Origin of the sequence: Paenibacillus sp. FSL P2-0136 (assembly GCF_037975325.1) — a bacterium.
GTDB lineage: Bacteria > Bacillota > Bacilli > Paenibacillales > Paenibacillaceae > Paenibacillus_AQ > Paenibacillus_AQ silagei.
In genome coordinates this window covers 4,867,543-4,881,461 of record NZ_CP150244.1, presented here as the reverse complement: position 1 = coordinate 4,881,461, position 13,919 = coordinate 4,867,543, and the positions used below count along the sequence as shown (strand labels likewise).

7 protein-coding genes are annotated in these 13,919 nt (G+C 49.9%); 1 reads left to right on the top strand and 6 read right to left on the bottom strand.

What is annotated here, in order from left to right; all coding sequences use genetic code 11:
* Positions 1-304: 304 nt before the first annotated feature.
* Positions 305-6,151, top strand: a complete 5,847-nt coding sequence (locus tag NYE26_RS20815) for an S-layer homology domain-containing protein (RefSeq protein ID WP_339249788.1) — start codon at positions 305-307, stop codon at positions 6,149-6,151.
* A gap of 100 nt (positions 6,152-6,251) precedes the next feature.
* Here the strand turns inward: NYE26_RS20815 and NYE26_RS20810 are convergent, their stop codons facing one another.
* The 6 genes from NYE26_RS20810 to NYE26_RS20785 all read right to left on the bottom strand — a co-directional run bounded on the left by NYE26_RS20810 (position 6,252) and on the right by NYE26_RS20785 (position 13,822).
* Positions 6,252-7,406: a hypothetical protein gene (locus NYE26_RS20810; protein WP_339249786.1), complete on the bottom strand. Its 1,155-nt coding sequence runs from the start codon at positions 7,404-7,406 to the stop codon at positions 6,252-6,254.
* Between the two features lie 34 nt (positions 7,407-7,440).
* Positions 7,441-8,598: a hypothetical protein gene (locus NYE26_RS20805; protein ID WP_339249785.1), complete on the bottom strand. Its 1,158-nt coding sequence runs from the start codon at positions 8,596-8,598 to the stop codon at positions 7,441-7,443.
* 64 nt (positions 8,599-8,662) lie between these two features.
* On the bottom strand, positions 8,663-9,808 hold the full coding sequence (locus NYE26_RS20800) for a YncE family protein (RefSeq protein WP_339249784.1): 1,146 nt from the start codon (positions 9,806-9,808) through the stop codon (positions 8,663-8,665).
* A 19-nt stretch (positions 9,809-9,827) separates the two neighbouring features.
* On the bottom strand, positions 9,828-10,970 hold the full coding sequence (locus tag NYE26_RS20795; protein ID WP_339249783.1) for a YncE family protein: 1,143 nt from the start codon (positions 10,968-10,970) through the stop codon (positions 9,828-9,830).
* A 302-nt stretch (positions 10,971-11,272) separates the two neighbouring features.
* Entirely contained in the window at positions 11,273-12,415 is a 1,143-nt protein-coding gene (locus NYE26_RS20790) for a hypothetical protein (protein ID WP_339249782.1), read from the bottom strand.
* A gap of 237 nt (positions 12,416-12,652) precedes the next feature.
* Complete coding sequence (locus tag NYE26_RS20785; RefSeq protein WP_339249780.1) at positions 12,653-13,822, bottom strand: YncE family protein; 1,170 nt, start codon at positions 13,820-13,822, stop codon at positions 12,653-12,655.
* Positions 13,823-13,919: the final 97 nt, after the last annotated feature.

Sequence of the window (13,919 nt, the reverse complement as noted above, 5' to 3'; positions counted from 1 at the left end):
GACAAAGGCGGTCGCTACCGCTCCTACAGTTCCAAATTTCCCCTCCGCTTCTTTTGCTTTTTGTTAATTTCTTTAGTGCTTCTTATGCAGTGTAAACCACTATTAGGTAATAAAAATATCCTATTCAGTCCCAATCGAGGATTGAGGTGAGTAGAGTATCCGCCTGGCAATTGCAGCTTTTCGCAGTCTGCCAGGTATTTGTATATTCGCATTGTGAATTTAGACGAAGGTCTGTCCAAGTCAATCATTCTTCTAACGACATGATGAATGCGCTTACTTAATTGATAAAGAGGAGGATTAATGAATGAACAGAAAGAACCGCGTGAAGAAAAGGCTTTTCTCCGTGCTGTTATCGACTGCACTCGTAGCCGGAATGATTCCTGCACTAGGGTTGCCTGTAGCTTCTGCCAGCGAGACCGATGCTTCTGCGGTCAGAGTCCAGCTGGACGGCAATGATATCAAGGCTGACAATGTCAATGGCCTGACCTTCAAAGGCTTCGGCGTACTGAGCGGCAACAGTACGAGCGCCCTGCTGATGGACTATAAGTCCGAGCAGCCGGAGGCGTATGCCCAAATGCTGAAGATCCTGTTCGGGGGCGAACGCCCGCTGATCGACCATGTCAAGATCGAGATGGGCAATGACCGGAATAACTCTACCGGTCCCGATCCTTCGACGATGCGTACGGAGGATGAAGCGGCCAATGTGGCCCGGCATCCCGGCTTCCAGCTTGCGGCCGATGCCAAGGCTATTAATCCGGCGGTCAAGGTGAGCTTCCTGCGCTGGAATGCTCCAGCCTGGGCTAACAATAACGACAAGATTTATACCTGGTACAAAAATACCATTCTGGCCGCATACCGTGAATACGGGTATATGGTGGATTATGTGAATCCCCATATCAATGAGCACGCGCCGGATCTGGCCTGGACGAAGCAGTATGGTGAGAGGGTCAAGGGGGATACTGAAGACTTCGAAAACGATCAGGAGAAAGAGCTGTACCACAGCATCCAGCTGGTGATTTCCGACGAGGTTGGAATCGGCTCCTTCGGGGATGCCATGGTGAGCGATCTGTCGCTGCGAGATGCGGTAGCGGCTGCCGGATATCACTACAACACCGACGACGACAGCAAAGGCAATTTCAAACGGCTTGCCGATGAATTCGACAAGGAAATCTGGAACAGTGAAGCACAGGCCACCTTCAGTAACTCGGCCTTCCGTCCCCACAATAACATGAAGGACCCTTCTGAGCCCGGGACGGGCATCGGCGGCATCGGCGGACCGCTGGAGATGGGCAATACCATTATCAAGGGCTTCGTGAATTCCCGGCGGACGCATTTCATCTATCAGCCGGCAATCGGCTCCTTCTATGAAGGCGGGCAGTACTCGTTCAAGGAGCTGCTTAGCGCACGCGACCCGTGGTCAGGCTTCATTCATTATGATGCGGGACTGCTTGTCCTGAAGCATTTTAATGGGTTTGCCAAGACAGGCTGGGAGAACGAAGGCAATACGGCAGGAATCTGGAGAGCCGTTCCCCAGGCGAGCTACACCGGAGCAACCGGCACGAACCCGGTCAGCGGGCGCAACGGGACTCCAAGCTATATGACCCTGGCTTCACCTGACAAGCAGGATTTCTCGACGGTGATCATCAATGATAGCGAGACAGAGAAGATCTACAAGCTCCAGGCCGTCAATATGGCCTATACCGGCAATCCGTCTCTGGAGATGTGGGAGACCCGTGCGGCGGAGACAGGTCAGGCTTTTAACAGCAATTATATGAAGGACCTTGGGGATGTTCAGGCAGACGGCAGCGGTGAGTATACCATTCGTGTGAAGCCGTTCTCGATTGTAACGGTAACTACGCTGGATAACCGCACGAATGAAGAATTCGGTGCCCCGCTTCCGGTTGAAGGTGAACGTACGGTGCTGGATACCGATGCCACCGGGTCTGTACAGAATACGGAGGATCAGATCCTGTACGCGGATGATTTCAATTACGGGGACAGAACCGTTGCCGTCATCGGGGAGGGCGGTGCCATTACCGGCGAGCAGAGTTATGTCAGCTCCCGCGGCGGTGAGCAGAGTGTAACTCCGCGCTATACCCAGGACCTCAACGGAGCGTTCGAAGGCTATCTGGTCGATGGCACGGATAACTACGTGCTGCGGCAGCAGCTGGATCAGGTGACAACAGGCGTGGGCGGTGCCTGGAACGGCGGAGACCCGGTCACCGTGATCGGCGATTACCGCTGGACTAACTATAAGGCTAGCGCCGATGTTTCTTTTGAACAGAACAGCACTTATGGCGGGAATAATTACGCAGCGATTGGAGCCAGATACCAGGGCGGGCCGCAGACAATTAACGGCACCCCTTATGCGCTCAAGTTCTGGTTCGATGGCGGCTGGCAGCTGCTGTCCAGCGGGACCGTGGTCGCCAGCGGCAATGCGGCCACCGGCTCCGGCGGGGTGAAGATCGACGGATTTGACACCGCACATGATGCCTGGCATAACATTGCCGTTCAGGTTGCCGGTGACAAGATTACTGCCTATCTGGATGATGTTAAGCTTGCAGCATACACCGATCCGAATCCGAAGCTGTCTGGACGCGTGCAGCTCGCGAGCGGCTTCTATCATGTCCGCTTCGACAATCTGAAGGTAGAGAAGGTGGACGGTTATACACCGTATTATTCAGAGCAGCTGGATAATCTGGAGATGTATGACCTGGCGCAGGCACCTGAGGCGAAGCTGGTATATGAGGGTGCTTGGGCACATGAGAATGGAAAAGGCATGTATGTGTATCAGCGGTCCCTGTCTACCAGCCAGGGTGCGGGCGCTGTGCTGAAGTATACTTTTACCGGCACAGGCCTTGATATTCTGGGGCCGAACGACGGCTCTGCCAAGCTGGAAGCCGTGGTGGACGGCGAGACCCTGGTAGTCTCGGGTGCTGCTAATGCAGCGAAGGAGCTGTACCAGACCTTCACACTGCGCGGACTGAAATACGGTGAGCATACGGTTCAGCTCAAAGTGCTGAGCGGGACTCTCGCTGTAGATTCCGTTGCGGTTATCGGCGGGGAAGGAGCAGGAAGCCCGGATACGGCAGGCCTTAAGCAGGCGGTGAGTGCTGCGCTTGAGGTCAGCAGGGAAGAGAGCTACCCGGAGAAGGACTGGAAGATGTTCACGGATGCTTTGGATACCGCCCAGACAGCGCTGAATGATCCGGCTTCCTACCGGCTGGACCAGGAAGGGGCGTCACAGCTTGTAGAACGTCTGTCTTCCGCCCTGAATCTGCTGCTGCTCGGAGATGTGCGAGAGCTTGCGTCTATCCCCGATAGGGCTACCTATGCAGGGAAGCTGCCGGAACTTCCAGCCAAAGTCGAGGCTAAGCTCGCAGACGGAACGACCATACAGGTAGCTGTGAAGTGGAATCTTGATGCGCTTAACTTCAATACTCCATATGAACGGGTAGCGGTTACCGGCAACTACGGAAGCCTGAAGACCATTGCCTATGTGGAAGTGGTTCCTGAGGGGCTGGTATACTTCCTGGACATGGGCCTTGCCGGAGATGGCGACACCCCGCCGTATACAGCCATCCGGGATCTCACAGGCAGCAGCCTGCTGAATCACAAGGCAGATCAATTGTCCACAGGAGATACGGTATGGGGACATACGAATACGGGCGCTACCTATAGTGTCAAAGGGCTTGGAGGTGCTGTAGTCACTACCGATAAAGCCCAGACCGGAGTATACGGCTCGAATACGAGGAATACGCCGCTGGTCTACAACCTGCCTCTGAGTGCAGGCAAATACACAATTACTTCCTACCATCTGGACTGGTGGAACAATGCCAGCCGGACCATGGATATTACACTTAGCTATGTGGATGCCGAGGGCAAGACCGTGAATGAGACGGTTAAGACCGGCCTGGTTGCAGGCCCGAATGGGGTCATGGTTCAGCATGATTTCACGCTGCCGGTCAGCGGTACGGTGAAATATTCGGTGAACAATACGTTCAGTCAGGCTTCGCTGATCAGCTATCTGGCGGTGGCGAAGGACATGGTCAGTGCGGCCAATGAACAGGCTGTACTTGAGGCGAAGAATATCATTGAGGGAGCGGCTTACAGCGTTAAGAAGGCGCAAGCAAAAGATGAAGAAGCTGTCCTGGTATGGCTGCAACAGACGATAGGCGAATTGCCTGGATTCCAGGCTACGGGCGTTGCCCTGGGTGACATTACCTTGTCTGCCTTCCAGGCAGCCACTGAGGATACTGAAGGCAGCTTCACCTTCTCGGTAACACTGAGTAAAGGGGATGCCAGAGCAGACAGCTCGGCCAGCGGTAAGATCACGCTGCCGGAACCGGATACGGTACAGCCGGTAATTACACTGAATGGCGAGGCGACAGTCAATCTGCCGGTCGGAGCGGAATATACCGATGCCGGAGCTACGGCTTATGATGATCAGGACGGGGATATAACTGACCTTATTACAACCACAGTCACCAGCGAAGTGTATGGTTTGACCGAACTGGATACATCCAAGGTTGATACTTATACCTTCCATTATAATGTCAGTGATAAGGCGGGCAATGCGGCTGCTGAGGTGACAAGACGGGTAGTGGTTGCGCTGGACCCGGATGTAACGAAGCCGGTAATTACCTTGCTCGGTGAAGCATCCGTTGAATTGGAAAAGGATGCAGACTATACGGATGCCGGAGCTACAGCGGCAGATGACCGGGACGGAGATATTACAGACCGTATCGTTGCGACGATTACGCAGGATGGGGAGACCGTGCTGACGCTGGATACTTCAGCAGCAGGCAGCTATGTGTATCATTATAATGTGACTGATTCAGCGGGCAATGCGGCTGCTGAAGTGACAAGAACGGTCACTGTAAAAAAAGCGGAGCTGCCGCCGGAAGTAATTCCAACCAAGGCGCCAACTCCGGCGCCGACAGCAACACCAGCACCTGCGGAAGTGCCAGTATGGACCCCGGCACCGGCTGCAACGCCAACCGTAGCTCCGTCACCTTCAGCACAGACGGAGAAGGTTCTTGTACCGGCTGATTTCCCGGCACCGTCTAGTGGAGCTATAACCGTTCAGCTTACCGATGCTACAGAATCCGTGCTGCTTCCGGCCGGTTTAGCCGGAATACCAGGAGAGAACACCCTGCGTCTTGCCTGGAGCACAGTGGCCGTTGAGCTGAGTCCGGCGGCGCTGAAGGACATCCGGGAGAAGATTGCCGGAGCTGGAGGACAACCGGAGGCAGCGGCAATCAGACTCTCCGCCGTGAAGACAGCGAGAGCTGCTGCGGAGCAGCTGATCAATAATCCGGCGGTCAACGGGTCCGTCCGGTTATCGGCGGCAAGTGATGTAATCCGCTTCAGCCTGGAGGTTATAGCTGCGGACGGCACTGCCGTACCGGTTACAACGTTTAACGAGCCGCTGACGCTTACCTTCACGGTTGATTCTAATGCTAACCGCAGCTTGTTCGGTGTCTACTATATTGCTGCCAGCGGTGCCGTGGAATACATGGGCGGAACGCTGACAGACAGTAAATTCACCGCCGATGTGCATCATTTCAGCCAGTATGCGGTGCTGGAATATGACAAGACCTTCTCGGATGTCAGCAGCAGCAGCTGGGCCAGCGGTGTCATTAAGTCTATGGCTGCGAAGCATATTATCGAAGGCATTTCCAGCACCGAATTTAATCCGCAAGGGGAAGTCACAAGGGCGCAATTCGCCGCGATGATTACCCGTGCGCTTGGCCTTAAGGCGGCAATCCCAGCCGCATCAGCCTTCACCGATGTGGATGCCAAGGCCTGGTACTCTGAAGCCGTAGCGGCAGTGAATGAAGCGGGCATCGTGCTCGGACGCAGCAAGGACGCCTTCGCACCGGAGGAGCGCATTACCCGTGAAGAAATGGCGGTCATGATCGTCCGGGCGCATGAACACTTGAAGGGAAGCATGATCAGCAGCAGTGACTCCGCTGCCAGCCCGTTCAGTGATTACTCCCAGATTCGTGACTGGGCGAAGCATGCGGCAAGCGCTGCCAGGCAGGCAGGGCTGATCAACGGACGCGGCAATCAGCAATTCGCGCCGCAGGAGACCATGACCCGCGCCGAGAGCGCGCAGGTGATTTCCAATCTGCTGGAGCATCTGTAACACTAACGAGGCGGTTCAAGCTTCAGACCTGTAATTCAAACAGAGCAGCGGTTCTCCTATTATCGGAGAGCCGCTGCTCTGTTGTGTGCGCCACGTACTGTCAGGATTGATTGCTGTAACCGCAAATCACGTTTCTGACTTCGATATTATCAGTACTTATGGGACTCATCGGGATAGCGGGCAGGGGCTTTACGGTTGCCAGGTCGATCGGACGAATTGATTTGAATAGCCCCACATAGGCCTTGATGTTTGAGGCAAACGCCAAATCGCCGACAGATGGAAGTCTAACTAACGGGAAATTGGTACCGGTTGAAGTATAGAATTGCACTCCGGCTATCGGTGTAGTAGTAGGCTGTACGGTGACGCCAACATATACTTGATTAGGAGAATAACGAATTTTATCCTGGCCCTTGTAGCTTTGAATATCTATATAATAATCGTAAATTACGTTTCCCTCTTCATCAACGGCCAGGTCAATAATTTGTTTAATAATACTTTTTCCTTCGTCTGTGGTACAAAGTAACCGTTTGTTGTCCAGATAGACGCCGGATACTGTATTGTCCAGCAAGCTTGTCGTAACCGGCTTACCAATTTTATCATCTGTATGAACAAGCATCCCTGGAGTTCCCATTGTGACTTGGGTGTGCCCATCCGGATGAACAGCCAGGGGGTTGAGGCCCTCGTAAAAGGTTAACCCCATCTCCTTGCCATACGGAAAAGCGATGTCTTCCTCAAGGGAAATAGCGACAACATAATCTTCACCATCGGCAACCTTACAGGCAGCATAGATAAAGTTGCTGTTCTTATTGCTCGCAAAGGCAAAGGGCTTGCCTGGGCCTACATCGACATCTTTTGTAACGCCATGCGTGGTATCAATAATCACAACTGTTTTTTCTCCAGAATCGGCCACATAGAGTTTACCGCCCAAAGGAGAGGCGAGGAGAGCAACAGGGTAGGAGTTATTTGTTTCGCCGATGCGATAGGTAGCCAGATTGTCAAATGTATTCGTATCAAATACGGTGACCGACCTGCCCTGGCTGCTTAGTACATAAAGCCTCTTTTCTTCAATATCCATGCACATGGGGCCAGGATCGAAGCCGGCGATAACCGTTCTGATGATCTCGTCGCTAGCAGGATCAATAACGGCGATATACCCGGCAACATAATCATACACATAGCTGACATAGACGTAAGAATTACCTGAGGAGCTCCTTGTGTTTGACATTGCCTTTGTTTTTGCATGGTTTGTGTTCACGGACGAATGCCCCTTTTCTTGTAGTTGCATCTTGCTAGGATTGATTGCTATAACCGGAAATAATATTCTTGACGGTGATACGTTCATTGTTGGGGTACCCAATCAGAATAGCGGGCAAGGCCGTAGCGGTTGCCAGATCAATCGGACGGATAGCATTTGCTTCCCCCACATAAGCCTTGGTGTCTGAGAAGAACGCCAGGTCGCCGACATAATAGAGCGGAACAAGCCAGGAACTGGCACTGTTTACATTATAGATTTGTAGGCCACCGGTTGGGAGAGTAGTGGGCTGAATGGTGATGCCAACATACTCTTGTTTACGCGACACACGAATTTTATCCTGGCCTTTGTAACTGGGGATTTCTATGAATTTTTTATAGGTGATGTGATTCTCCCAATCAACGGCCAGGTCAGTAAACCGTTTAAGACAGGATTTTTCTCCTTGCGAGGTGCAGAATAACGAATTGTTGTCCAGGTAGACTCCGGATACCGTATTGTCCAGCAAGCTTAACGTGTTAGGCAAGCCAATTTCATCATTTCCAAAATAGGTAATCATGCCAATCGTTCCAAGTGTGATTTGCGTGTGTCCATCCGGGTGAACGGTCAGAGGGTTACGGGTTTCGTCTAAGGCAAGTTCAAATCCCAGGTTAAACTGTGTAAAATTATCATCGTCAAGGGTAATGGCGATTACGTAATCTTTTTTATCGGCAACCTTGCAGGCAAGATAGACAAAGTCGCTATTCTCATTGCCCGCAAAGGCATAAGGTCTGCCTACGCCGACATCCACAGTTGTTATCACCGTATCCGTGTGGGCATCAATAATCGTAACGCTATGATCTCCGGCATTGGCAACATAGACTTTATTAACCTTAGAAGCAGCGAAAATGGCAACAGGATTGACATTTGTGCTGCCGGCAGCGCCAACGCGAACGGTTTTGAGAATGTTAAGTGTATATGCATCAATGACGGTGACCGAATTCCCGCGTGTATTCACTACATACAGCTTCTTTTCTTCGGCATCCATACACATAGGGCCAGGGTTGGCGCCTACCGGAATCCGTCTGACAATCTGATCTTCTACAGGATCTATAGCTGCGACATATCCAAATTGATAGTCAACTTCATAAGATACAAAGATATAAGGATCACCTGAGGGTAAGTTTCTGTTGTTTGCATTTGCCTTGTTAGGGTTCATAATTAAATCCCCCTTTCCTGTGTTTGAATCTGCTATAAGTTAGGTCAATGACCCGTATAATTGTTTACTGTAAGGATTGAGTGCTATAACCGGAGATAATATTATTGACTTTTAGGCTATCCGTAACGACCCCAAGCACGATAGCGGGCAGTGCCGTTGCGGTTGCCAGATCAATCGGGCGGATCGCATTTGCTTCCCCCACATAAGCCTTGGTGTCTGAGAAGAACGCCAGGTCGCCGACATAAGGAAGTTCAACCAAGTGGGTATAGCCTTCATGTAAGTCAATGATTTGCACACCACCTAATGGGGAATCCGTAGGTTGAACGGTAACGCCCATGTAGGCTTGCGTACGTGAAAGACGGATTTTATCCTGCCCTTTGTAGCTGGGAAAATCCGCAAAACTCTTATAGGTGACGATTCCATTCTTATCAATGGCCAGATTACCGATTACTTTCAGATAGTTTTTGTCTTCGCGCATGGTGCAGAATAATCTTTTGTCGTCCGTGTAGACCCCGGATACCGTATTGTCCAGCAGACTTGACGTACTGGAGTACCCAATAGAATCATTGTCAAAATAGGTTAACATACCAGCAGGTCCAAATGTGATCTGGGTATGCCCATCGGGATGAACGGCCAAGGGATTACGGCTCCCGTTAAAGGTAAGCTCCATTGTGTCTCCATACGGATGAACGGTGTCGTCGTCAATGGAAATGGCGATAACATCATTACTCCGGCAGGCAGCATAGACAAAGGAGCTGTTCTCATTTCCAGCAAAGGCGAAAGGCCAACTAATCCCTCCTGCCAGTTGCACATCCTTAATAACCTCATCTGTGAGGAAGTCAATAATGGTAATGCCCGGACCTGATTGGGCTACATATATTTTGTTACCCTTAGGAGAAGCGAAGATAGAATTAGGATAGAACTTGACGAACGGATTGCCAATGTGAACGGTATTGAGAACCTTAAAGGTATCAATATCAATGATGCTGACTGAATCCTCACGGGTATTAATGACGTACAGCTTTTTCTCCGAGGGGTCCATGCACATGGGACCAGGCTCGCTGCCCACCCTAATCCGTTCGATGATCGTATCTTGTACAGGATCGATGACAGCGACATATCCGAAATCAAAACCAACTTCATAACTCGCATACACATAAGGATGACCTGATGACAGACCCCTGCTGTGATTTGCCTTATTCATATCCATGAATGAAATCCCCTTTGCCTTACAAGGATTGATTGATATAACCGGAAATAATGTTTGCGACGCTGGCTCCCATCTGGATAGCGGGTAGAGCCGTTCCAGTTGCCAGATCAATCGGACGAACCGTGCTCTCCTCCCCCACATAGGCCTTGGTGTCACCGGAAAATGCCAGATCACCGACAAAAGGCAATTCAACTAACGTGCTGGTGCCTTCCTTTGAGTGGATGATTTGCACACCGCTCTTATAGGGGCCGAAAGGTCGAATGGTAACGCCAATGTAGGCTTGCGTACGTGACAGACGAATTTTATCCTGCCAGCGATAACTGGGGAATCGCGCAAAATTTTCATAGCTGACGCCACCATCCTTATCAATGGACAGATTCTTAATTACTTTCAGATAGTCATATTCGTCCCGCATGGTGCAGACTAGCACTTTGCTGTCCAGGTAGACCCCGGATACCGTATTTTGCAGCACCATTGAATTTCTGGTTATCCCAACTTCATTGCCGTCAAAATAGGTGAGAAATCCGTAGAATCCAAACGTGGCTTGTGTGTGCCCATCCGGGTGAACGGCGAAGGGGTTATGGAACCCGTCAAAGGATAGATCCGCTGCAGTTCCATACGGATAAGCCACATTTTGGTCGATATCGATAGCGAAAATTTTATCCTTTGGCGAATCATATGTGCGTGCAAGAGAGACAAAGTTACTATTTTTATTGCCCGCAAAGGCGAAATTGAGGAAAACTCCGGATGTGCCTATTGGCAATGTTTCAATAACCTCATCTGTGAGGGAGTCAATAATTGTAACTTGCGTATCTCCTGCATGGGATACATAGACTTTATGGCCTGTAGCAGAAGCGAAGATAGCATTAGGAAAGGTCCTCTTGAATGGATTGCCAATGGTAATGGTTTTGACAGAGGTAAAGGTGTCCGTATCAATGACGGTGACTGAATCATCACCGTTATTAACCACGTAAAGTTTTTTCTCTGTAGGGTCCATGCACATAGGACCAGGTTTGTTGCCCACCAGAATCCATCTGATGACCTTATCTAGTACAGAATCAATGACAGCTACATATCCCAAACCGTTAGCTTGACAGCTCACATAGACATAACGGTTATCTGATGATAGATTCCTTCTGCGGTTTGCCATATTCGTATTCACGAATGAAAAACCCCTTTCATGTGCTTCTGGATAGTGGACTCGCCGGGCCTGGCGGACAGACAACCGGATGGGCAGGCGCGCCGTTTTTGTCCGGATGCCGCATCAGGTTGTCTGCTGTATGTTATGTCTGGATGCTCCGGCCCGAATAATCCATTTGTCCAATAAAGCCACAAAAAGGGCAGAGATTACCCCTTCACCCCTCCCGCCGTAAGTCCGCTAACAATGCATTTCTGGCAAAAAAAGAGCTGTCCTCAAGTCAGTTTCGACTTGAAGAGACAGCTCCACGTTAACGTACATGACCCTTAGGTTTGATTGCTATAACCGGAAATAACATTCTTCACTTTGAAGTACGTTGTCCCAATGGGAATCGGATTTAGAGGTCTTGCAGTGGTCAAATCAATGGGTTGAACCGAGGTGAATCCTCCTACATAAGCTTTGGTGTCTGAGAAGAATGCAAGATCGCCAATGGAAGTAAGCTCAACAAACCGGGAAGTGCCACGGTCTACATCGTAGATTTGCAGCCCGCCCGTTGGGTGATCCGTGGCTTGAATGGTGACGCCAATATACTTTTGCGTAAGCGAAGTGCGAATTTTATCCTGACCTTTGTAACTGGGGATTTCTTTGTAATCATCATAGGTGATTTTCGAATTCACATCGATATCCAGATTATTGAATAATTTCAAAAAGTTCCTTTCTTCTCGCATCGTGCAGAATAACAAGCCGTTGTCCAGATAAATTCCGGATACCGTATTGTCCAGTGAACTAGTCGGTGCTGCTGCAACTAAACCATTTTCAGGACTAAGAAAATCAAGGGCTCCAATATTTCCAAGCTCGACCAGTGTGTGTCCATTGGGGTGAACGGTCAAGAAGTTTCGGGTCGAGTCATGTATAGTGCCCGGTCCTGCTGGGCCAAGCGCCACATTAGGTCCATTATTAATAATTCTAATGGCAAGAGTAGAATCTCTTGTTGGATGAATTTCGTTGCAGGCAACGTAGACGTAAGGGCTATTCTCATTGCACGAAATGGCGAAAGACATCGTGTCTACAGAATAAAGATTTCCAATGAAACTAAGAGTAATGGCATCAAAAATCGTCAGGCAGGGATATCCATAGTTGGCTACATAGACTTTTTTGCCGCTAGGCTCTACGAGGATAGCAACAGGTTTGTTGTCAACTGGAACTGAACCTATAAGGTTAAAGGTATCTGTACTATAGACATAGACCATATTCGCAAGGCCATCCGCCACGTAAAGCTTATCTCCAGAGGGACTCAAGCACATAGCGACAGGATTATAGCCTGCCGAGATCCGTTTGATGATCTGATCGGTAGTGGGATCAATAACAGCGACATATCCATTATTATTAATACTTACATAAGACACATATACATAAGAAAGGCCGCTCCGTGTATTTCGGTTACGGTTTGCTGTTCGATTCATATTCATAGATAAAATCCCCTTTCATGCAGATCTGGCTAGTGGACTCGCCGGGCCCGGCGGACGGACAAGCGGATGGGCAGACGCACCGGTCCTGTGCCTTGATGCCGCATCAGGTTGTCTGCTGTAGGTTATGTCTGGATGCTCCGGCCCGAATAGTCCTAATGTCCAGTAAGGTAAAAAAAGAGCTGCCCCCAAGTCCAGTTCGACTTGAAGCGACAGCTCAATTTTTATACTAAATGTGCATTACAAGGATTGATTGCTATAACCGGAAATAATGTTCTTTACGTTGACGCGGTCTGAGGGACTTGTGCCAATCGGAATAGCAGGAATGGGATTACTTGGATTTCCCAAATCAATCGGTTGAATCGAAGTCAATTGTCCTACATAGGCAATGATGTAATCGTAAAGTGCTAAATCACCGACATAAGGGAGCGGAACAAACCGTGAACTAGCAGCGTTTACATCGTAAATTTGCAGACCACCTGTCGGGAAAGTGGTGGGTTGAATGGTGATGCAAATCGTACTTTGATTACTTGAAGCAAGGATTTTATCCTGGCCTTTGTAACTGGGGATTTCTGTGAATTGATCATGGGTGATGTTTCCTTGCTGGTCCATGAACAGGTTGTTGAATTTTTTCAGATAGGCTCTATCTTCTCGCGAGGTGCAAAATAACATATTGTTATCCAGATAGATCCCGGATACCGTATTGTCCAGCATACTTGAAGTTTTGGAGGGACCCATTGTAAGTGGTTCAAAATGAGTCAACATGCCAGTCGGCCCAAGTGTCACCAGCTCCACTCCGCCTGGGTATACGGTCAAGGGGTTGTGGATCCCGTCAAATTCAAGCTCAATGTCATCCCCAACGGGATGGGCGGTGTCATCGTCAACGGAAATGGCGACAACCTTGCCTTTATCATTATCTTTAGACTTACATGCAACAAAGACAAAGAGACTGTTCACCTTACCGGCAAAGGCAAAAGGGTATCCGCTTCCGCTAGGCAAATCCACTTGCTTAGTAACCGTATCTGTGACGGAGTCAATAATTGTAACGGCGTTGTCACCCGAATGGGCTACATAGACTTTGTTCACGTTAGGAGCAGCGAAGATAGCAACAGGAGCGCTATAGGTGGACGAAGAGCCAATGTGAACGGTTTTGATAATGTGAAAGGTATACGCATCAATGATAGTGACCGAATCCTGGCCCGTATTTACTACGTAAAGCTTATCCTCACTTGAATTCAGGCACATAGGACCAGGGTTAAGGCCTACTGGAATCCGTTTGATGACCTTATTGTATACAGGATCAATGACAGCGACGTAGCCAAAATAATAGGAAAGTTCATAACTCGCAAACACGTAAGGATTAAAATTTGATGCTAGATTTCTTCTGCGGTTTACCATATTCGTATTCACGAATGAAAACCCCTTTCATGTCTTTCTGGCTAGTGGACTCGCCGGGCCCGGCGGACGGACAACCGGATGGGCAGGCGCGCCGGTTATTTCCGGAAGC